At 68.2% G+C, this 19,617-nt stretch carries 20 protein-coding genes and 1 tRNA gene; 16 read left to right on the top strand and 5 right to left on the bottom strand.

Annotated features, from left to right (window positions below):
* Nucleotides 1-39: 39 nt before the first annotated feature.
* A complete protein-coding gene (locus FZ938_RS03645; RefSeq protein ID WP_149197282.1) occupies nucleotides 40-495 on the top strand; it encodes a MarR family winged helix-turn-helix transcriptional regulator in 456 nt (151 codons plus the stop codon).
* Between the two features lie 114 nt (nucleotides 496-609).
* Nucleotides 610-1,200 carry a GNAT family N-acetyltransferase gene (locus FZ938_RS03640; protein ID WP_246457496.1) on the top strand — a complete coding sequence of 197 codons (591 nt, stop codon included), beginning with the start codon at nucleotides 610-612 and terminating at the stop codon, nucleotides 1,198-1,200.
* On the opposite strand, the gene FZ938_RS03635 is transcribed toward FZ938_RS03640, so the two are convergent.
* Both FZ938_RS03635 and serA read right to left on the bottom strand, forming a co-directional pair.
* Entirely contained in the window at nucleotides 1,191-2,183 is a 993-nt protein-coding gene (locus FZ938_RS03635) for an alpha/beta fold hydrolase (protein WP_149197280.1), read from the bottom strand. The genes FZ938_RS03640 and FZ938_RS03635 overlap by 10 nt on opposite strands.
* Before the next feature lie 125 nt (nucleotides 2,184-2,308).
* On the bottom strand, nucleotides 2,309-3,553 hold the full coding sequence (serA, locus tag FZ938_RS03630; RefSeq protein WP_149197279.1) for a phosphoglycerate dehydrogenase: 1,245 nt from the start codon (nucleotides 3,551-3,553) through the stop codon (nucleotides 2,309-2,311).
* A gap of 244 nt (nucleotides 3,554-3,797) precedes the next feature.
* On the opposite strand from serA, the gene arsC reads away from it, so the two are divergent.
* The 3 genes from arsC (at nucleotide 3,798) to FZ938_RS03615 (ending at nucleotide 5,909) form a co-directional block, all read left to right on the top strand.
* Nucleotides 3,798-4,139 carry an arsenate reductase (glutaredoxin) gene (gene arsC / locus FZ938_RS03625; RefSeq protein ID WP_149197278.1) on the top strand — a complete coding sequence of 114 codons (342 nt, stop codon included), beginning with the start codon at nucleotides 3,798-3,800 and terminating at the stop codon, nucleotides 4,137-4,139.
* 34 nt (nucleotides 4,140-4,173) lie between these two features.
* Entirely contained in the window at nucleotides 4,174-5,118 is a 945-nt protein-coding gene (gene prmB, locus FZ938_RS03620) for a 50S ribosomal protein L3 N(5)-glutamine methyltransferase (RefSeq protein ID WP_246457494.1), read from the top strand.
* 68 nt (nucleotides 5,119-5,186) lie between these two features.
* Nucleotides 5,187-5,909, top strand: a complete 723-nt coding sequence (locus tag FZ938_RS03615; RefSeq protein ID WP_149197277.1) for a hypothetical protein — start codon at nucleotides 5,187-5,189, stop codon at nucleotides 5,907-5,909.
* A gap of 6 nt (nucleotides 5,910-5,915) precedes the next feature.
* Here FZ938_RS03615 and FZ938_RS03610 read toward each other — a convergent pair whose 3' ends face one another.
* Nucleotides 5,916-6,173 (bottom strand): HNH endonuclease, encoded by a 258-nt coding sequence (locus tag FZ938_RS03610; RefSeq protein ID WP_174757306.1) that lies wholly within the window; start codon nucleotides 6,171-6,173, stop codon nucleotides 5,916-5,918.
* A 92-nt stretch (nucleotides 6,174-6,265) separates the two neighbouring features.
* On the opposite strand from FZ938_RS03610, the gene FZ938_RS03605 reads away from it, so the two are divergent.
* Entirely contained in the window at nucleotides 6,266-6,574 is a 309-nt protein-coding gene (locus tag FZ938_RS03605) for a hypothetical protein (protein WP_149197275.1), read from the top strand.
* 59 nt (nucleotides 6,575-6,633) lie between these two features.
* On the opposite strand, the gene carA is transcribed toward FZ938_RS03605, so the two are convergent.
* The gene (gene carA, locus FZ938_RS03600) at nucleotides 6,634-7,806 is read right to left on the bottom strand and encodes a glutamine-hydrolyzing carbamoyl-phosphate synthase small subunit (protein ID WP_149197274.1); all 1,173 of its coding nucleotides are present in this window, start codon (nucleotides 7,804-7,806) and stop codon (nucleotides 6,634-6,636) included.
* Nucleotides 7,807-8,183: 377 nt separating this feature from the next.
* On the opposite strand from carA, the gene FZ938_RS03595 reads away from it, so the two are divergent.
* From FZ938_RS03595 to FZ938_RS03550, 10 genes are all read left to right on the top strand, one after another.
* Complete coding sequence (locus tag FZ938_RS03595) at nucleotides 8,184-8,648, top strand: GatB/YqeY domain-containing protein (protein WP_149197273.1); 465 nt, start codon at nucleotides 8,184-8,186, stop codon at nucleotides 8,646-8,648.
* A gap of 81 nt (nucleotides 8,649-8,729) precedes the next feature.
* On the top strand, nucleotides 8,730-9,326 hold the full coding sequence (locus tag FZ938_RS03590; RefSeq protein ID WP_149197272.1) for a Uma2 family endonuclease: 597 nt from the start codon (nucleotides 8,730-8,732) through the stop codon (nucleotides 9,324-9,326).
* A gap of 137 nt (nucleotides 9,327-9,463) precedes the next feature.
* Nucleotides 9,464-11,374 carry a DNA primase gene (dnaG, locus tag FZ938_RS03585; RefSeq protein ID WP_149197271.1) on the top strand — a complete coding sequence of 637 codons (1,911 nt, stop codon included), beginning with the start codon at nucleotides 9,464-9,466 and terminating at the stop codon, nucleotides 11,372-11,374.
* A gap of 198 nt (nucleotides 11,375-11,572) precedes the next feature.
* Entirely contained in the window at nucleotides 11,573-13,585 is a 2,013-nt protein-coding gene (gene rpoD, locus FZ938_RS03580; RefSeq protein WP_149197270.1) for an RNA polymerase sigma factor RpoD, read from the top strand.
* Nucleotides 13,586-13,718: 133 nt separating this feature from the next.
* Nucleotides 13,719-13,794 (top strand) — tRNA-Ile (locus FZ938_RS03575).
* A 214-nt stretch (nucleotides 13,795-14,008) separates the two neighbouring features.
* Nucleotides 14,009-15,166, top strand: coding sequence for an efflux RND transporter periplasmic adaptor subunit (locus FZ938_RS03570; protein ID WP_149197269.1), 1,158 nt, complete (start codon nucleotides 14,009-14,011; stop codon nucleotides 15,164-15,166).
* A complete protein-coding gene (locus FZ938_RS03565) occupies nucleotides 15,163-16,296 on the top strand; it encodes an ABC transporter permease (RefSeq protein WP_149197268.1) in 1,134 nt (377 codons plus the stop codon). The genes FZ938_RS03570 and FZ938_RS03565 overlap by 4 nt, the downstream gene beginning before the upstream one ends.
* Nucleotides 16,297-16,300: 4 nt before the next feature.
* A complete protein-coding gene (locus FZ938_RS03560) occupies nucleotides 16,301-16,990 on the top strand; it encodes an ABC transporter ATP-binding protein (protein ID WP_149197267.1) in 690 nt (229 codons plus the stop codon).
* A gap of 322 nt (nucleotides 16,991-17,312) precedes the next feature.
* A complete protein-coding gene (locus FZ938_RS03555; RefSeq protein ID WP_085089022.1) occupies nucleotides 17,313-17,822 on the top strand; it encodes a sigma-70 family RNA polymerase sigma factor in 510 nt (169 codons plus the stop codon).
* Nucleotides 17,822-18,769, top strand: a complete 948-nt coding sequence (locus tag FZ938_RS03550) for an anti-sigma factor family protein (protein WP_149197266.1) — start codon at nucleotides 17,822-17,824, stop codon at nucleotides 18,767-18,769. Before FZ938_RS03555 ends, FZ938_RS03550 begins: the two co-directional genes overlap by 1 nt.
* Nucleotides 18,770-18,803: 34 nt before the next feature.
* Here the strand turns inward: FZ938_RS03550 and FZ938_RS03545 are convergent, their stop codons facing one another.
* On the bottom strand, nucleotides 18,804-19,454 hold the full coding sequence (locus FZ938_RS03545) for an alpha/beta hydrolase (RefSeq protein WP_246457493.1): 651 nt from the start codon (nucleotides 19,452-19,454) through the stop codon (nucleotides 18,804-18,806).
* Nucleotides 19,455-19,617 lie beyond the last annotated feature (163 nt).

Here is a 19,617-nt window from a genome sequence, read left to right as displayed (position 1 = left end):
GCCGCCTTCTCCGCGCCGTCTTTCCAGGGTTCACGCATCATGGCAGCCGACAAGGACGACCCGCTTCTGCTCTCCAACCAGGCATGCTTCGCGCTCTATTCGGCCAATCTGGCGATGAGCCGCGTCTACCGCCCGATGCTGGAGCAGCTTGGCCTGACCTATCCGCAGTATCTGATCATGCTGCTGCTGTGGGAGCAGGACGGACAGTCGATGAAGCTGCTGGGCGAGCGGCTGGGGCTGGACAGCGGCACGCTGACCCCGCTGCTGAAGCGGATGGAAGGGCAGGGGCTTCTCACCCGCGCCCGCGATCCGCAGGACGAACGGCTGATGCGCATTGGCCTGACCGCCGAGGGTGCGGCACTGCGGGCCAAGGCCGAATGCCTGCCGACGCGGATCGCCGCCGCCGCCGGCAATTCAGCCGAGGAACTGATGTCGCTCCGCGATGCGCTGCTGCGGCTGCGCGACGACCTGAACCGGGCCGCCGATCAGGGCTGAGCGGATTGGGGCCGAGCGGGTCGGTTCGCGCGAAAGGGGCTGGAAATCCGCGGCGGGAGGGCCTCTTCTATTCGGCCGCTCTCCTGATCGAAGGTTCCCGCCGTGAGCCCTGCATTGACTGACGACCGTCTCCGCATCCGCCCGGCCGATGCCGACGACGCACCGGAGCTGGCTCGGTTGATCGACATTGCCGGGGGCGGCGTCTACGAATTTCTGCTCGACGGGCTGATGCCGGGAATGACCGCGGCGGAGATGCTGGTTCCGGGATTGGCCGGGCGCAGCGGGTCGCTGTCGCACCGGCAAAGCGGAGTGGCGGAACTGGACGGGCAGGTGGTCGGCATCGCCCACGGCTATCCCACCGACTGGATCCGGACGGAGGATTACAGCGGCCTGCCGCCCGACCGGGTCGCCCATATGGCCGAATTTTCCGAAACGCTGGATTGGGGCAGCTATTTCCTGTCGGCGCTGGCGGTCGATCCGGACCGGCGGCGGCAGGGCATCGCCGGGCGGCTGCTCGGCTGGTTCTACGAGCGGGCGCGGACCGGCGGCTTCGACCGCGTCACCCTGCATGTCTGGGCCGACAACGAGCCGGCCCGCCACCTGTATGCCGGCGAGGGATTCGAGGAGATCGGCCGCGCCGACATCCCCTGGCACCCCCGCCTGCCGCACCAGGGCGGCAGCGTCCTGATGCGGCGCTATCTGTGAACGGAGACTTGCGGCGCCGCCTTTTCTGCTGACAACTCGTCGATCCGGCGCACCACCAGCTCCGGATCGGCGTAATGCACCATGTGGCCGGAGTCCGGTACCCAATGCAGGGTGCTGTCGGACAGGACATGGTGAAGTCGGCCGCTCTGTTCCTCCTGCTCGACGACGCGATCGCCATGACCGGCGAAGATCGCCACCGGGACCGTCACGTCGGCATAGCGGTGCTGCAGCCGTTCGGCGGCGGGCACCATGGTGACGCCGTCCTGGGCGTTGGCGCGCAGCTGGCTCGGCCGGATCGTCAGGGCGGCGGGAAAGCTGTCCGTCAGGTGGTCCGGCACCGGCCGCGGCGAGAACAGCGTCTTCAGCATCGCCGGCATCATCGCCTTGGCGAACGGCGGCGACAGCGTATAACGCAGCAGGTCGCCCAGCACCGGCATCGCCACCGGCGCCACCAGAGCCGCGTCCACCCGCCTGGTCGGGAAGTAGTAGCCGGCCATCAGCACCAGACCCTTCACCGCCCGGCGATGATCCAGCGCCAGGGCCAGGGCGACGAGCGTGGCGTAGGAGTGGCCGACCACCACGGCGTTCTCGATGTTCAGCGCGTCGAAGGCGCGGGCGAGCAGGTCGGCCTGATCCTCCGGCGTCCAGTCGCGGCCATGGGAGCGGTTTTTGGGACGGTCGCTGTGGCCCATGCCGGGACGGTCGAAGGCGATCACCCGGTGATTCCGCGCCAGCCGCTGGAACATGCCGCTCGCCAGCGAATCGCCGAGGGCGGAGACGTTGCCGTGCAGCAGCACGACCGGCGGGCCTTCGCCGGCCTCCATGTAATGCAGGCGGACGCCGTCGACGGTCAGGAAACGGCCTTCCGGCGGATAGCGGCGCTCGGCCGCCCGCGCGGCCAGCGTGTTGGCCACGGCCAGCCCGCCAAGCGCCAGCGCGGTGATGCCCAAGGTCTTGAGCATGGTGGAGTGGCGGTTGGTCATTGCGGTCGTCCTCTCGGGCTGGTGCTGCGGCGCAGCATCATGAGTGGACAACCGGGCGGCGGAGGAAGGGTTCCCAAGGGGGAGACGGTTGCGTCCCCCTCGGGCACTCCCCTCCCCCTATTCGGTCAGCGCTGCGACGGGAACAGGAAGCGCGCCTTCAGGGTGCCTTCGATGGCGCGCAGGTCGTTGGTGACCTCCAGCTCGTCGACGTCGCCGTTGACGTCCACCACCACATAGCCCAGCTCCGGATCGGTCTGGAGATACTGGGCGGCGATGTTCAGGTCGCGGCCGGAGAACACCTCGTTCACCTTGCGCAGGATGCCCGGACGGTTCTCGTGGACATGCAGGAAGCGGGTGCAGCCGGCCTGCACCGGCAGCGCCACCTGCGGGAAGTTGACCGCGCCGACGGTGGAGCCGTTGTCCGAATACTCGATCAGCTTCTGCGCCACCTCGGTGCCGATGTTGGCCTGGGCCTCCATCGTCGAACCGCCGATGTGCGGGGTCAGGATGGCGGTCTTGATGCCGCGCAGCGCGCTCTGGAACTCGTCCTTGTCCGAACCGGGTTCGACCGGGAAGACGTCGATGGCGGCGCCCAGGACGTGGCCGGTGTTCATCGCGGCGGCCAGCGCCTCGATGTCCACCACCTGCCCGCGGGCGGCGTTGATCAGGTGGCTGCCCTTCTTCATGGCGGCCAGTTCACGCTCGCCGATCATGTTCCGGGTCTGCGCGGTGTCCGGCACATGCAGGGTCACCACGTCGGACACCGACAGCAGCTCCTCCAGCGAGTCGCAGGCGCGCGCGTTGCCGAGCGCGAGCTTGCGCACGGTGTCGTAGAAGCGGACCTGCATGCCCATGGCTTCCGCCAGGATCGACACCTGGGTGCCGATGTGACCGTAGCCGACGATGCCCAGCGTCTTGCCGCGGATCTCGTAAGAATCCTTGGCCGACTTCATCCAGCCGCCGCCATGGACCAGCTGCGACTTCTCGAAGATGCCGCGCATCAGCATGATGATCTCGCCGATCACCAGCTCCGCCACCGACCGGGTGTTGGAATAGGGGGCGTTGAACACCGGCACGCCCTGGCGGCGCGCCGCCTTCAGGTCGACCTGGTTGGTGCCGATGCAGAAGCAGCCGACGGTGATCAGCTTGTTCGCCGCTTCCAGCACCTTGGCGGTCAGGTGGGTGCGCGAGCGGATGCCCAGGATGTGGACCGAACCGATGCGCTCCAGCAGTTCCGCCTCGTCCAGCGCGCGCGGCAGCCGCTCGACGGAGGCATAGCCGCCGCGGGCCAGCTCGTCGATGGCGTTGTCGTGGACACCTTCCAGAAGGAGGATGTTGATCTTGTCCTTGGAGAGCGAGAGCTTGGTCACGGCCGGCATCCGTATCTGGGCATCGGAACTGTTCCGCATGGCCCGCCCACCGGGATAAGGGCGCGCACGGGCCTTCGGAAAAGCGAGCGCGCAAAGTAATACCAAAGCCATCCCTTGTCACCTGAGGGATGTTGCGCCGCGGCGTCCGTTTCCGCATGCCGGATTGGCGCGGAGCGCGGGTTGGGTGTATCAGTCTGACCGCTCTTCAAACCGAGCAAGCCTGCCCAACCCTGGAAAGCCTACCATGAGCGACGTGACGATCTATCACAACCCGCGCTGCAGCAAATCGCGCGAGACGCTGGAGCTTCTGCGGTCGCGCGGCGTCGAGCCGACGGTGATCGAGTATCTGAAGACCCCGCCCGGCCCGGCGGAGCTGTCGGCCATCCTCGCCAAGCTGGGCAAGGGGCCGCGCGACATCACCCGCGCCAAGGAGGCGGCGGAGGCCGGCTTGCCCAAGGATCTGGACGGAGAGGCGCTGGTCGCCGCCCTGTCCGCCAATCCGGCGGCCATCGAGCGCCCCATCGTGGTGAAGGGCGACCGCGCCCGCGTCGGCCGTCCGCCGGAGTCGGTGCTGGACATCCTCTGACCCCTTTCCCGTTCCTGACCGGAGCCTGCGCCCAGTGACCAGCAAGCTGACCACCAAACACACCGCCGCGGCAGCCGCCGCCGAGCTGTCGACCATCCGCGATTTCCTGCGCTACGGCGTCAGCCGCTTCAACGAGGCCGATCTGGATTACGGCCACGGCACCACCACGGCCTTCGACGAGGCGGTGTTCCTGGTGCTGGAGACGCTGCACCTGCCGGTCGACCAGCTCGACCCCTATCTGGACTCGCGCCTGACCGCGGCGGAGCGCGAGGCGGTGGCCGGCATCCTCCATGCCCGCATCGACACCCGCAAGCCGGCGCCCTACCTGCTGAACAAGGCCTATATCCAGGGCATCCCCTTCTATGTGGACGAGCGGGTGATCGTCCCGCGCTCCTACATCGGGGAGCTGCTGTTCTCCGACCTGTTCGGCGGCGACGACTTCACGCTGGTGGAGGACCCGACCTCGGTGGAGCGGGTGCTGGATCTGTGCACCGGTTCCGGCTGCCTCGCCATCCTGGCCGCCCGCATCTTCCCCGAGGCCCAGGTGGACGCCGTCGACCTGTCGCCCGACGCGCTGGAGGTGGCGAAGCGCAACGTCGCCGACAGCGGGTTCGAGGACCGCATCACCCTGCATCAGGGCGACCTGTTCGCGCCGCTGAAGACGCGGAAGTACGACGTCATCATCACCAACCCGCCCTATGTCGACGCCGAATCGATGGACGCCCTGCCGCCGGAATTCCGGGCCGAGCCGGAGATGGCGCTGGCCGGCGGCGATGACGGGCTGGACATCGTCCGCCGCATCCTGAAGGAAGCACCCAAGCACCTGACCCCGGAGGGCGGCCTGCTGTGCGAGTTCGGCACCGGCCGCGAGATTCTGGAGGCGGAGTATCCGCACCTGGATTTCCTGTGGCTGCAGACCGCCAACAGCTTCGGCGAGGTGTTCTGGCTGACGCGGGAGCAGCTGAAGGCGGGGAAGTGAGGTTCGGGGGCATCGGCCGCCCTTCCATATCTCTTGTCGGCGAACGGTTTCCCGGTAACAGTGCTGGGATGACCGTTCGCCTCCTGTTCCTTTCCCTTTTGGGTCTCCTCCTTGCGGCGATGCCGGCCGCGGCGCAGTCCAATGGCTGCGGCGGCTTTCCGCCGACCAAGCTGACTCTCGACACCGTGCTGGCGCCGATCAAGCGCGACGACAGCCTGTCGATCGCCCAGCTCACCCGGCTTCCGGGGCGGACGCCGGGGCCGGTGAGCACCGCCGACAGCCATGTGCTGGGGCTGACCCAGGCGCGTTACGGCGAACAGTCGCAGGTGCAGGCGCTGTTCAAGTCGATGGGCGACGGCACCTATTGCGCGTCGGCCAGTTCGCTGACCATCAGCTTCGGCTTCCAGCAGCGCATCGTCCATGTCGCCGGCGAGATCCCCGCCGGGTCCTGCCTGCATGGCGAGGTTCTGGCCCACGAGATGCGCCATGTCGCGGTGGACGAGGCGCTGCTGAACGAGACGATGCCGCAGATCCGCAGCCGCCTGGAACAGGTGATCGACGGGATGGCGCCGGTGCGTTCGCGCAGCCAGGCCCAGGCGATGGCGGCGATCCGCCGGCCGCTCGAATCGGCGATGCGGCGGATCATGCAGGAGTTCGGCCGCGAGCGCGACCGCCGGCAGGCCAAGGTCGACACGGTGGAGGAGTATGAGCGGGTCAGCCGCGTCTGCAACGGCGAGGCCCGCGAATATCTGCCGAAGCCGGCCGCGCGGCGGGCGATGCAGCGGGGCTGAGGTCGGTCAGCGCTTGCGCCGCCGCCGGTCGGTGGCATGGCCGTCGACGAACTCCGGCGGCTTGCGGCGGACCCAGCGGATGAAGGCGGCGATGTCGGGATGGCCGCGCAGGGCCTCGATCTCGTGATAATGGTCGCGCAGCTGCTGTTCGGTCAGCACCGCGTGGATCTTCGCATGACAGATGCGGTGCATCGTCACCGTTTCCCGGCCGCCATAGGTGCGGGGGATCAGGTGATGCTCGTTCAGGCTGGCGCCCGGCACCATCGGCCGTCCGCAAAGCGGGCAGGCGGGGTTGTCGGGCTCCGCAGTCGGCGGAGGCTTGTGAGAAAACGGATGATCCGGAAGACGCATATCTGTTGGAACCGCTGACCGCTGCCCATGTTGGCAATCTAGGAGAGGCCATAATCGATATGGTCCGCAACCTCCAGGAGGCCACTGTGGACGATCCCAAATCAAAGCCTCGTGACCAGAAGCATGGCGGCGAAAAGGCGGCCGCTACCCCGACAGCCGCCGGCCAGACAGCCGATTGCACCCAGTACGGACAAGCCGTCGGATCACCCGGCGGGCGTGGCGGCACCAGCTGCTATGGCGGCATCCAGCGGGTCCAGCCGCGCACGGCGACCACCGCGACGCTGGCCCCTGACAAGGAGCGTAATGCCAAATAGGAAAAGGGGGAGCCGCGCGAACGGCTCCCCCTTTTTCATGACCTGCCGGCGGTCGGGCGTCAGGCCGCCTTCTTCTCGGCGATCAGCTGGACGAAGCGGTCGAACAGATAGTGGCTGTCCTGCGGGCCGGGCGAGGCTTCCGGGTGGTACTGCACCGAGAAGACCGGCTTGCCCTTCAGGCGGATGCCCTCGTTGGTGCCGTCGAACAGGCTGACATGGGTGACCTCGGCGTCGGCCGGCAGGGTCTCCGGAACGACGACGAAGCCGTGGTTCTGGCTGGTGATCTCCACCCGGCCGGAGGCGAGGTCCTTCACCGGATGGTTGGCGCCACGGTGGCCCAGCGCCATCTTGGTGGTCTTGGCGCCCAGTGCCAGCGACAGCATCTGGTGGCCGAGGCAGATGCCGAACATCGGCACGCCGGTGTCGAGCAGGCCCTTGATGGTCGGCACGGCATATTCGCCGGTGGCGGCGGGGTCGCCGGGGCCGTTGGACAGGAAGACGCCGTCCGGCTGGTGGCGCATCACGTCCTCGACCGAAGCGGTGGACGGAACCACCGTCACCTTGCAGCCGGATGCTGCGAGGCAGCGCAGGATGTTGCGCTTGGCGCCGTAATCGATGGCGACGACATGGTACTGCGGCTTGTCCTGGGTGGCGTAGCCGCCGCCGATGGTCCAGCCGGCCTCGGTCCAGTCATAGGTCTGGCGGCAGGACACGTCCTTGGCCAGGTCCATGCCCTCCAGACCCGGCCAGCCCTTGGCCTTGGCGACCAGCGCCTCGATGTCGAACTTGCCGTCCGGCGCATGGGCGACGACGCCGTTGGGCGCGCCCAGGTCGCGGATGCGGCGGGTCAGGCGGCGGGTGTCGACGCCGGCCAGACCGACGAGGCCGTAGCTCTTCAGCCAGTCGTCCAGATGGCGGGTGGAGCGCCAGTTCGACGGGTCGGTGATGTCGGCGCGCAGGATCAGGCCGCGGGCGGCCGGCGTGATCGTCTCGATGTCTTCGGCGTTGGCGCCGGTGTTGCCGATGTGCGGGAAGGTGAAGGTGATGATCTGGCCGGCATAGCTGGGATCGGTCAGGATCTCCTGATAGCCGGTCATGGAGGTGTTGAAGCACACCTCGCCCACCGAATCCCCCGTGGCGCCGATGCCTCGGCCGCGGAACACCGTGCCGTCGGCCAGGACCAGGACGCCGGTGTGAACCGCATTGTCGGAGGGGGGAGTGGCGAGAGTCATTCCTATGAACCTTCCCAAAAACCGCGGCCGGCGACGGATCGGGTGATCGGCGGAACGGCGACGGCCTAGCGTCCCGCCGGGCGCGCACACGCAACCGCTCGCACCCCATGTCCACCCTGGAGGGCGATGACGTGGGATCGAGTGGGCTGATCGGGTGGGCCGGACATCCTATATGACGATTGGCGGCCGGATTTCCAGCAATAGCTTTGCAAGGCGGCCCTGATCCGCGGACAAAGTCGGAGGGTTCCGTGGCGTCCATTCGCCGGATGGGGCTTTTGCCATGGAAATCGGCGGCCATTTTCGGAATAGTCGGCTGTCCGGCCGGAGCCTTTCGATCCCGGCCCGCTCCCGGCCCGACGAACCAAGGAAGACAGGACATGACGCTGCGCACGCAGTTCAACGACAGCCTCAAGGATGCGATGCGCGCGAAGGACCAGCGCGCGGTGTCCACCATCCGCATGATCCTCGCCGGCCTGAAGGACCGCGACATCGCCGCCCGCACCCGCGGCGTGACCGACGGCATCGACGAGGCGGAGATCCTGTCGTTGCTGCAGGCACTGGTAAAGCAGCGCAACGAATCGGCGGTGCTGTACGACCAGGGCGGCCGTCCCGAACTGGCGCAGCAGGAGCGCGAGGAGATCGCGGTCATCGAACGCTTCCTGCCCAAGCAGATGAGCGAGGAGGAGTCCGCCGCCGCCATCGACGCCATCGTGGCCGAGCTGGGCGCCGCCAGCATCAAGGACATGGGCAAGGTGATGGCCGAGCTGAAGGCCCGCCATGCCGGCCAGATGGACTTCGCCAAGGCCGGTGGTCTGGTGAAGGCCCGGCTTTCGGGCAAGTAAGGCGCGCTGGCTGCCGCGGGGCGACTCAGGCTAGGCTGATGTCTGATGCGCCCTGCGGCAGACGGGCAGGAGGACGGTGGAATGGTCGCGGTCCGCAAATCCAGCTTTTCGGGCATGACCGTCGCGGAGTTCCTGGACTGGAACGGCGACGGCACCGACACACGCTATGAACTGGTGAACGGCGAACCGCGCGCCATGGCGCCGGCGAGCATCACCCACGGCATCCTGCAAAGCACCGTCGCCCGCCTGATCGGCAACCATCTGGCCGACCGCGCGCCCGGCTGCCATGTCGTCACCGCTCCGGGCGTGCAGCCCCGCGTCCGCTCCAGCCACAACATGCGCATCCCCGACCTGGGCGTCACCTGCACCCCGGATGAACGGGGTCTGCGCACGCTGCCCGATCCGGTCCTTCTGATCGAGATCCTCTCGCCCAGCAACGAGGCCGAGACCTGGGAGAATGTCTGGACCTACACCACGCTGCCGTCGGTCCGCGAGATCCTGGTGCTGTGGACGGCCGGTGTCGGTGCGGAGCTTCTGCGGCGGCAGGGGGACGGAAGCTGGCCGGAAAGTCCGCAGGTGATCGTCGGGGACGAGGTGCTGACTCTGGACAGCGTCGGCTATCAGGCCCCCTTGCGCATGCTCTATGCCGGGACGCATCTCGTCAGGCAGCCGGACTGACGCACTCCACCCGTGCCATCTGCACCCTTGGGGCCGGCGGCGCTGGTTCCCATACTATGCCTCTGCTATAGCCTAGCGCCCATTGCCCCGCCCATTGCTCCGCCCATCGTCCTTCGTACCCCGGTGACCGTTCGACCATGGCTTTCCCGCCCCAATTCCTGGAAGAACTGCGCACCCGGCTGACCTTGTCGGAAGTGGTATCCAAGCGGCTGCGGCTGATCCGCGCCGGCCGCGAGTACAAGGCTCCCTGTCCCTTCCACAATGAGAAGTCGCCCTCCTTCTACGTCAACGACCAGAAGGGCTTCTTCCATTGCTTCGGCTGCGGCGCCCATGGCGACATCATCGGGTTCGTCATGCGCCACGACAATCTCGGCTTCCCCGATGCGGTCGAGCATCTGGCCGGCGAGGCCGGCTTGCCGGTTCCGCGCCCGACGGAGGAGGACCGGCAGCGCTACGAGCGGCGCAAGACCCTGCACGACCTTGTCGAACAGGCGGCGCGCTGGTTCGAACAGCAGCTGCACACGCCCGCCGGGCGGCCGGGGCTGGACTATTTCATGCGGCGCGGGCTGGACGGCGAGACCATTGCCCGCTTCCGGCTGGGCTATGCCCCCGGCGATTCGAACGCATTGCGCACCTATCTGGGCAAGCAGGGCTTTTCCGACGAGGACATGGTCAATGCCGGGTTGCTGAAGCGGCCGGACGACGGCCGGGCGCCCTACAGCTTCTTCCGCAACCGGGTGATGTTCCCGGTCACCGACCGCCGCGGGCAGGTGGTCGCCTTCGGCGGGCGCATCCTGGAAGGCGACGGGCCGAAATACGTCAACACCGCCGACACCCCGCTCTTCCACAAGGGCACGCTGCTCTACGGCCTGTCGCGGGCGCGGCAGGCGGCGGCGGACGGCAAGCCGGTGATCGTCGCCGAAGGTTATATGGATGTGATCGCGCTGGTCCGCGCCGGCTTCGAGGGCGCCGTGGCGCCGCTGGGCACCGCGCTGACCGAGACGCAGGTGCAGGAGCTGTGGAAGCTGATCCCGGCGGCGGAGAAGGTGCCCTTCCTGTGTTTCGACGGGGACAATGCCGGCCGGCGCGCGGCATGGCGGGCGGTGGAGCGCATTTTGCCGCACCTCGCCCCCGGCCAGTCGGCCCGCGTCGCCTTCCTGCCGGAAGGGGAGGACCCCGACAGCCTGATCCGCGCCAGCGGCGCCAAGGCGATGGGGGCGGTGCTGGAGGCGGCCATCCCGCTGTCCGACGCCCTGTGGCGGATGGAGAGCGAAGGCCGGCCGACCGACACGCCGGAGGCCAAGGCCGCGGTGAAGTCGGCGCTGGAGGCCCGCGTCGCCACGATCGCCGACCGCGACGTCCAGAGCTTCTACCGCACCGAGATGCGCCGCCGCGTCGACGAGGCCTTCGCCCCGGTGCGCCAGGGCTACAATCGCGGCCCCTGGGTGCCGGGGCAGGGGCGGGGCCGCTTCGGCGAGGCGCCGCGCCGCCATGTGCCGGGCACGCCGGGCCGCCTGACCTCCAAGCCGGTCGGGGAGGGGCGCGGCCGCGCCTCGCGCCTCGCCTCGATGCGGGAGCGGATCCTGCTGGCGACGCTCATCAATCATCCGGAATTGTTCGGCGAACTGGCCGAGCCGCTGGGGCTGTTGCCGTTCGGTGACCCGGAGCTGGAAAAACTGCGCTGGGCGGTCATTGAATGCCTTTCCGACGACCGCAATCACGACTCGACACTTGACGCCGCTGCGCTTTGTCGCCACTTGTCATCCGCCGGCCATGAGACCATGGTCGGTGCTTTGCTAGGCGAGTCGACCTATGTCCATGCCGGCTTCGCCCGTCCCGACGCCTCTACGGAGGACGCCAGGAAGGGATGGTGGCCTGCGTGGCGGCATCTGCATCACGAGCGGGTGCTCGACGATCTTAGGGAAGCGAAGGCGGCCCTGACCCGTGACAACAGCGAGGCCAACTTCGCGAGGGTCGTGGCTCTTCAGCAGGAGGTCATAAAGTCCGGTCTGGGTAATGCGGACGACAGTGACTTTGACGATGTCTGACGGTTGATGACTCGTATCATCGGCAATCGGGCATCGGTTGACGGGACACAGGGCAACAGGACGGGGCCGCATGACAGCTTCTGTGATGGCGGGTTCTGGGTAGATACATGGTTGGGGGTGGGGCGGACGGGCCGGGAAACCGGGACCGGGCGCTCCTTTCGTCTTTATTCACTGGGGTAATGCGGGGGCACCGATCGCATGGCCACGAAAGCTGCGAACAGCGTGGAAGTTTCCGAAACGCGGGAGGAATCCGCAGACGGTCCTCTGATGGACGGCATGGGTTTGGCCGTCAAGAAGATGATCGCCCGCGGCAAGGAGCGCGGGTATGTCACCTATGACGAGCTGAACGCAGCGCTGCCGCAGGATTCGTCCTCTTCCGAGCAGATCGAAGACACGATGGCGATGCTGTCCGAAATGGGCATCAACATCGTCGAATCGGAAGAGCAGGATTCGGAGAACAGCGGCGAGGCCGGCGGCGAGGGCGAAGGCCGCTCGTCGGGCAATCTCGACGACGACGACATCGGCCGCACCGACGACCCCGTGCGCATGTATCTGCGCGAGATGGGGTCGGTGGAGCTGCTGTCGCGCGAAGGCGAAATCGCCATCGCCAAGCGGATCGAGGCCGGCCGCGAGATGATGATCGGCGCGATCTGCGAATCGCCCCTGACCATCCGCGCCATCCTGGAGTGGCATGATTCCCTGATGGAAGGGAAGATGCTGCTGCGCGACATCATCGATCTGGATGCCACCTATGGCGGCGGTCCGGACGGTGAGGAGATTCCGGAGGGTCTGGCCGGGGTGGTCGAGGCCGTCGGTCCCGCCGGCACCGCCGGTGCGGCTCCCGCCGCCGAAGCGCCGGCCGACGAGGAAGGCGACGAGCCGCGTCCGCCGCGCGCCGAAGGCGAGGGCGACGAGGGCGAGGAAGGCGACGAGGGCGAGAACAGCCTGTCGCTGTCCGCGATGGAAGCCGCGCTGAAGCCGCAGGTCATCGAGACCTTCGAGAACATCAAGGCGACCTACGACAAGCTGCACAAGCTGCATGAGGCCCGCATGGGCGCGATGCAGCGCGGCGAGGATGTCGGCAAGCAGACGGACAAGAAGTACGACAAGCTCAAGACCGAGATGGTCGAGCTGATGAACACCGTCCGCCTGAACAACCAGCGCATCGAACAGCTGGTCGAGCAGCTCTATGGCCTGAACCGCAAGCTGACCGGCTTCGAAGGCCGCCTGCTGCGCATGGCGACCGAGTGCCGGGTGAAGCGCGAGGACTTCCTGAACCAGTATTTCGGCCACGAGCTGGACCCGAACTGGCTGGAGCGCATCCGCGGCCTGAACCCCAAGACCTGGGGCAAGTTCGCGGAGAAGTACGACAGCGACATCCGCAAGACGCGCGAGGCGATCTCCAACGTCGCCGACGAGGCGCGCCTGCCGATCAACGAGTTCCGCCGCATCGTCTCCACCGTCCAGAAGGGCGAGAAGGAAGCGAGCCGCGCCAAGAAGGAGATGGTCGAGGCCAACCTGCGTCTCGTCATCTCCATCGCCAAGAAGTACACGAACCGCGGCCTGCAGTTCCTGGACCTGATCCAGGAGGGCAACATCGGCCTGATGAAGGCGGTCGACAAGTTCGAGTACCGGCGCGGCTACAAGTTCTCGACCTACGCCACCTGGTGGATTCGTCAGGCCATCACCCGTTCCATCGCGGACCAGGCGCGGACCATCCGCATCCCGGTCCACATGATCGAGACGATCAACAAGCTGGTCCGCACCAGTCGCCAGATGCTGCACGAGATCGGCCGCGAGCCGACCCCGGAAGAGCTGGCCGAGCGTCTGATGATGCCGCTGGAGAAGGTCCGCAAGGTCCTGAAGATCGCCAAGGAGCCGATCTCCCTCGAAACGCCGATCGGCGACGAGGAGGATTCGCATCTCGGCGATTTCATCGAGGACAAGAACGCGGTCCTGCCGCTCGACGCCGCCATCCAGGCGAACCTGCGCGAGACGACGACCCGCGTCCTGGCCTCGCTGACGCCGCGCGAGGAGCGTGTGCTGCGCATGCGCTTCGGCATCGGCATGAACACCGACCACACGCTGGAAGAGGTCGGCCAGCAGTTCAACGTGACCCGCGAGCGTATCCGCCAGATCGAGGCGAAGGCGCTGCGCAAGCTGAAGCACCCGTCGCGGTCGCGCAAGCTGCGCAGCTTCCTGGATACCTGATCGGGAACGCCTGATTTTCCAGACGAAGCGGGGGCCGATCGGCCCCCGTTTTCGTTTTCGGGCTTCTGCGTCGGAACGATGAACGAGGGGTTGCATTTCCCCGAAGCTTTGTCGCAAAGTGCGCCCCGCGGTAGGGCCTGTAGTTCAGCGGTTAGAACGCGCCGCTCATAACGGTGTTGTCGTCGGTTCGAATCCGGCCGGGCCCACCACGCTTTTCCGGGGGTTTCCGACAGGCCGTCGGCCCCCTCGTCCCCGTCGCGGATCGCGTCGGATAAGACACGGCATCTCCTTGGACATGATCGGGCAGCCTTTCGGTTGGCCTGCGGCGCTTCGCCCCGCTGCGTCGGTGACTATCTCACCGACGCCGGCGCGTGGCGGGGTGTATCGTATCCGCAATGGGGAATGGGCGAAGGGAATCCGGACATGCGTCGGCTGCTGCGCCTCGGTCTCGCGCTGCTCCCGATCCTCGGTGTCCTGGCCGGCGGGGTCTGGGCGTTGTGGCTGCGCCCGCTGGCGCTGCCGGTCGCGGCGGCGGAGGACGAGGTTCCTTTGGAGGTCTACGGCATCGGCACGGTGGAGGCGCGGGTGCGCTCCGCAGTCGGGCTGGAGGTCGCCGGCACGCTGACGGAGCTGTTCGCCGACCACGGCGAACGCGTGCCGCAGGGCGCCGTGCTCGCCCGCCTCGACACCCGCCAGCAGGACGCCCGCGTTGCCGAGGCCAAGGCCGCCGTCGGGCAGGCGCGGGCGGCGCGCGCGAGGGCGGAGGCCACCATCCTCAAGGCGCACTCACTGCTCGACAAGCGTCGGCAGGCCGCTGGACGACGGCAGCAACTGCTGGCCAAGGGCAGCGTGTCGGTGGAGGTGGCGGAGGACAGCGCCGCAGACCTGCGCGTCGCCGAAGCGGAACTGACGGTGGCGCAGTCGGACCTCGCGGTGGCCGATGCCGCCCTTGCCGATTCCGAGGCGCGGCTGCGCTACGAATCCGCTCGGCTCGACCGCTACACGCTGACCGCACCGTTCGACGCATTGGTGATCGCCCGCCACAAGGAGTTGGGCGCCGCCGTCAATCCCGGCGAGCCGCTGTTCACCCTGATCGCCCCGGACAGCGTATGGGCGCTGGTCCACATCGACGAGGCCTCGGCCGGTGGTCTGGCGGAAGGGCAGGTGGCGACGGTGCGGTTGCGTTCGCTTCCCGGCGGGACCTTTCGGGCGCGCGTGGCCCGCATCGAGCTGGAAAGCGACCGTGTCACCGAGGAAAGGAAAGTCTATCTGAAATGCGAGGTCTGCCCGTCCCGCGTCTATCTCGCCGAACAGGTCGAGGCGACGATCGCGGTGGGCCGCCTGCAGCGCGCCGTGCTGGTGCCGCAGATGGCGATCGACCGCTTCGACGGACGGAGCGGTACGGTGTGGACCATCGAGGACGGCCTCCTCGCCCGCCGCGCGCTGAGTTTCGGCCGGCGCATGCTGGACGGCCGGCTGGAGGTGACCGGCGGTCTGCCCGATGGCGCGCAGCCGGTGGTCGCCGCCGCGTCCGGCCTGCGGGAGGGCCGGCGCGCCGATCCGCTGGGGGCGCCGCCATGAACCTTGCGTTGCGCGACGTCCGCCACAACCTCGGCCGCTTTCTGCTGACCTGCCTGGGGCTGAGCCTGCTGCTGGGTGTCGTGCTGTCGATGATCGGCATCTACCGTGGGCTGGTGGACGAGGCGCTGACCCTGGTGCGCGCCCCCGGCGCCGACCTGTGGGTCGTCGAATCCGGCACCCGCGGCCCGTTTGCCGAGTCCTCGCGCATTCCCGGCGACACGCGCGACGCGGTGGCGCGGTTGGCCGGGGTGGCGGCGGCGGGGGCGCTCACCTTCCAGTCGGTGGAAGCCGCACACCGCGGGCGGACGTTGCGCCTGTACGTTGTCGGCTACGAGCCGGGCCGGCCGGGCGAGCCGAAGCGCCTCGCCGCCGGGCGGCCGATCACCCGCAGCCACTACGAAATGCTCGCCGACCGCCGCGCCGGTCTGGAGATCGGCGAGCGGGTGCGGCTGGGGCGGGACTCCTACGAGGTGGTGGGGCTGACCGAGGGCATCGTCGCGTCGGGCGGCGATCCGGTGGTCCATCTGACGTTGAAGGACAGCCAGCGCCTCCAGTTCGAGCTGGACCCGCCCGCCGCCCGGCGCGAATTGGCACGCGGCGCCCGCCCGGCCGGTCTCGACACCGTGAACGCGGTGGTGGCGCGGATGCTGCCCGGCGTGCCGGCGGTCGGCGTTGAGGCGGAGGCGGCGCGCTGGAAGCATCTCGGGGCGCTGACGCAGGAGGACCAGGAAGGGTTGTTGCTGAAATCGGTGGTCGAGAAGGCGCGCCGGCAGATCGGTCTGTTCACGGGGATCTTGCTGGCGGTCTCGGCCGTGGTGATTGCGCTGATCCTCTACACGCTGACCATGGATAAGGTGAAGGCCATCGCCACGCTCAAGCTCATCGGTGCGCCCGACCGCACCATCGTCGCCCTGATCGTGCAGCAGGCGCTCGCCATGGGGATAATCGGCTGGAGCGCCGGCACGCTGCTCATTCTGCTCGCCAAGGATCATTTTCCGCGCCGCCTGCTGCTGCTGCCGGAGGACGCGCTGATGCTGGGCGTGGCGGTGCTTGTCCTGTGCGTGGCGGCGAGCGGGCTTGGCGTGCGCCTGGCGCTCAAGGTCGATCCGGCCACGGCGCTGGGAGGGTAGGGCGATGGCCGCGCCGCTCGTCGAGCTTCGGGGAATCGCCAAGACCTACGGCCGAGGCGAGACCGCCGTGCATGCGCTGAAGGACACCGACCTGCAGGTCTATCCGGGGCAGGTGGTCGGGCTGCTCGGCCCCAGCGGATCGGGCAAGACGACGCTGCTGAACCTGATCGGCTGCATCGTCGAACCGACGCGCGGCCGCCTGAACCTCGACGGCGAGACGGTCTACGACGGCCGCTGGCTTCGATCCGACCTGCGCCGGCTGCGGTTGGAGAAGATCGGCTTCATCTTCCAGTTCCATAACCTGCTGCCGTTCCTGACCGCCGAGGAGAATGTCGCGGTCGCGCTCGACCTTGCCGGCGTTCCCGGCGCCGAGGCGCGGCGCCGCGCGCGGGCTTTGCTGGACTATCTGGAGGTGGGGCACCGTGGCGCGACGCTGCCGTCGCGGCTGTCGGGCGGCGAGGCGCAGCGCGTCGCCATCGCCCGCGCGCTCGCCAATCGCCCGCGCATCATCCTGGCCGACGAGCCGACGGCGGCCCTGGACTCCGGGCGCGCCGGCATGGTGATGGACCTGCTGCGCCGGCTCGCCATCGAACAGCAGGCCGCCATCCTGGTCGTCACGCACGACGAGACGATCTTCGGCCGTTTCGACGGCACGGTGACGCTGCGCGACGGGCGGGTCGTCTCCAGCGGGTGAAGGATGCGGCATGTGCCACGCCCGCATGATCGCTGCCGCCGCGTGCGGCATTCCGTTCTCTGCCGGCCCGGCTCTGAAGCCTTTTCGGCACAAGCGTGGCCGTACCGCACAAATTTTGCTGCAAGCCCGACAAAGTCTGGAATAAAGGATGCGCGGCGCGCGTTCGCACCCATATGCATCGGGTCCCCATTTCGGCCGCAGGGTCGAGTGAGCCGGCCCGGCCCTGGAGTTGCGGCGCCCTCGTCGTCCCGTCCGGCCTCTCGCTGGAAGGGGGAGTCCATGGCGTGAGCCTTGGCGTTACCGGTAAGGAACGGGTGCGCGGTTGAGCAAATTCGGGGTCGATCTGGAAGTCCACATCGCGTCCTTGCGGCGCTACGCGCGAGCGTTGCTGCGCAACGGTGCGGATGCGGAGGATCTGGTGCAGGAGGCGCTGACGCGCGCGGTGGCGCGCGCCGACAGCTTCCAGGCGGGGACGAACCTGCGGGCATGGCTTTTCACCATCCTGCACAACGTCCACGTCAATCAGGTCCGTTCCAAGGCCGCCCGGCCGCAGGAGGTCGACGTCGCCGACGTCGAATCGAAGCTGGTCAGCCCGGCCCGGCAGGAAGAGCGTGTCGAGTTGCGCGAGATGATGCGCGCGGTCGACGAGTTGCCGGAGGAACAGCGCAAGGTGCTGCTTCTGGTGGCGCTGGAGGGCCTGAAATACGACGAGGTCGCCGACATGCTCGGCGTGCCGATCGGGACCGTCATGTCGCGCCTCTCCAGGGCGCGCGAGGCGGTGCGGGCGAAACTGGCGAACGAGGGTGGCGTCACCCTCCGGCGGGTGAAGTGATGAACGCGCATCAAGCGACTGGACGGGTCACGGAGGACGAACTCCACGCCTATGTGGATGGCCAGCTGGACGGCAACCGCCGCCTGGCGGTGGAGCGATGGCTTGCCGAGGATCCGGAGGCGGCGCGCCGGGCGGAGGATTACCGCGCCCAGGGGCTGCTGCTGCACGAGATGTTCGACGCCGTCCTGCGCGAGCCGCCGAGCGACACGGTTCAGGAGCTGTCCGACCGGCTGAAGGGCCGCATCGCCTTCAACGACAACCGTCCGGCGTGGCATGCCCGTCCGCTGGTGCGATTCGCCGCGGCGGTGATGCTGGTGGTCGCCGGTGCGGCCGGCGGCTGGATGGGCCGTGGCGCCGACCAGCAGGGCGCGGCCCCCGTCGCCCAGCAGCGCCAGACGCTGGCCACCTTCGCCCAGGAGGCGACGCAGGCCCACCGTTTCTACACCTCGGACGAACGCTTCCAGGTGGAGCTTGGCGCCGACAATCAGGACGAGCTGAACGGCTGGCTGTCCAAGCGGATGGGCCGCGACGTGTTCGGTCCTGACCTGGGCCGCGTCGGCTACCGGCTGATCGGCGGCCGGTCGCTGCCGACCGACCTCGGCGCCGGCGCCCAGTACATGTACGCCAACGACGCCAACAAGCGGATCACCCTGTTCGTCGGCGCGCCCCAGGGCGGCAACCAGTCCAACTTCAGCTTCACCCAGAACGGCGACGTCGCGACCTTCTATTGGGTCGAGGGTCCGCTGGCCTACGCGCTGGCCGGCCGCCTGTCGAAGGAGGAACTGCTGGAGATCGCCAAGGCGGTCTATCAGGACGTGAAGGCCGGCCCGCCGCGCCGCGAGCCGCCGCCGGAACAGCAGCCCCAGCAGCAACAGCCGCAGCCGCAACAGGATCATCCGCCGGGCGTGCAGCCGATCAGCGACACTCAAAAGGCGAAGGAAAGCTGAGGCGAAGGAAAGCCGAGGGGGCGTCTGCTCCCCTCTACTTCTTCAGCAAGTTTTCCTTCAGCCAGTCGCGCACCTCGCGGCAGACCGCCTCCGACGCCTCCTCCAGGGCGTGGCCGGTGCCGGGGACAAGGACCAGCTTCTTCGGCTCGCGCGCCTTGCGGTGGACGTGGATGGAGCAGCTGGGCGGCAGGATCTCGTCCGCCTCGCCGTGGACCAGCAGGATGGGGCAGGACAAATCGCCGACCGGGTCGGTGCCGTAGCCCTGGGTCGCCAGCGCCACCACCGTGCAGACGGCGCCGCGGTTCGACGCCGCCGCCTGGATGACCACCGCCCCGCCGAAGGAATGGCCGACCAGCGCCACATGGTGGATGCCCTGGCGGCCCAGGAAGCTCAGCCCGCACAGCAGGTCGTACACCGCCTCCTCCAGGTCGCGCGGATCGCGGAAGCGCAGGCGAAGCGAGGCGATGCGGTCGGCGGTCAGGTCGGCGGCCAGCCGGGGATAGAGCCCGCGCGCCGGCGTGTCGAAGCCGCCGCCGACCCCGCCGACCCAAATCACCGCCAGAACCCCGCCCGGCACCGGGTAATAGCGGGCCTCGATCGGGCCACGGTCGGTTTCCAGTGTCGCCGGCTGAAAGCCTTCGGCGTCGGCGATGCCCATGGTGGCGTCCAGAAGCGGCACGGCCATTCTCCCTTCCGATCTCGGCTGCTGAAGATGGTAACAGCGGGAACGGCCCGCGGTTGCCGCATACCGGGGCGGGCGAGGCAACGAAGCCGCAACCCGGCTGTTCTCTATCCAGAGACTTTGGCCCAGTGACTCTGGCCACAGGCATTGGACAAACGGGAAAGGA

The organism is Azospirillum oryzae (genome assembly GCF_008364795.1).
In the GTDB taxonomy this organism is placed as follows: domain Bacteria; phylum Pseudomonadota; class Alphaproteobacteria; order Azospirillales; family Azospirillaceae; genus Azospirillum; species Azospirillum oryzae.
Note: the sequence above shows the minus strand (reverse complement) of the source record. Positions and strands in the feature narration are given on the sequence as shown.

Coding starts and splice junctions, on each gene's coding strand:
- dnaG (WP_149197271.1), top strand. CDS start 9,464: ATGGCTTTCCCGCCCCAATTCCTGGAAGAACTGCGCACCCGGCTGACC.
- rpoD (WP_149197270.1), top strand. CDS start 11,573: ATGGCCACGAAAGCTGCGAACAGCGTGGAAGTTTCCGAAACGCGGGAG.
- FZ938_RS03645 (WP_149197282.1), top strand. CDS start 40: ATGGCAGCCGACAAGGACGACCCGCTTCTGCTCTCCAACCAGGCATGC.
- FZ938_RS03595 (WP_149197273.1), top strand. CDS start 8,184: ATGACGCTGCGCACGCAGTTCAACGACAGCCTCAAGGATGCGATGCGC.
- FZ938_RS03545 (WP_246457493.1), bottom strand. CDS start 19,454: ATGGCCGTGCCGCTTCTGGACGCCACCATGGGCATCGCCGACGCCGAA.
- FZ938_RS03610 (WP_174757306.1), bottom strand. CDS start 6,173: ATGGTGCCGGGCGCCAGCCTGAACGAGCATCACCTGATCCCCCGCACC.
- FZ938_RS03565 (WP_149197268.1), top strand. CDS start 15,163: ATGAACCTTGCGTTGCGCGACGTCCGCCACAACCTCGGCCGCTTTCTG.
- arsC (WP_149197278.1), top strand. CDS start 3,798: ATGAGCGACGTGACGATCTATCACAACCCGCGCTGCAGCAAATCGCGC.
- carA (WP_149197274.1), bottom strand. CDS start 7,806: ATGACTCTCGCCACTCCCCCCTCCGACAATGCGGTTCACACCGGCGTC.
- FZ938_RS03635 (WP_149197280.1), bottom strand. CDS start 2,183: ATGACCAACCGCCACTCCACCATGCTCAAGACCTTGGGCATCACCGCG.
- FZ938_RS03550 (WP_149197266.1), top strand. CDS start 17,822: ATGAACGCGCATCAAGCGACTGGACGGGTCACGGAGGACGAACTCCAC.
- FZ938_RS03560 (WP_149197267.1), top strand. CDS start 16,301: ATGGCCGCGCCGCTCGTCGAGCTTCGGGGAATCGCCAAGACCTACGGC.
- FZ938_RS03570 (WP_149197269.1), top strand. CDS start 14,009: ATGCGTCGGCTGCTGCGCCTCGGTCTCGCGCTGCTCCCGATCCTCGGT.
- FZ938_RS03615 (WP_149197277.1), top strand. CDS start 5,187: ATGACCGTTCGCCTCCTGTTCCTTTCCCTTTTGGGTCTCCTCCTTGCG.
- FZ938_RS03590 (WP_149197272.1), top strand. CDS start 8,730: ATGGTCGCGGTCCGCAAATCCAGCTTTTCGGGCATGACCGTCGCGGAG.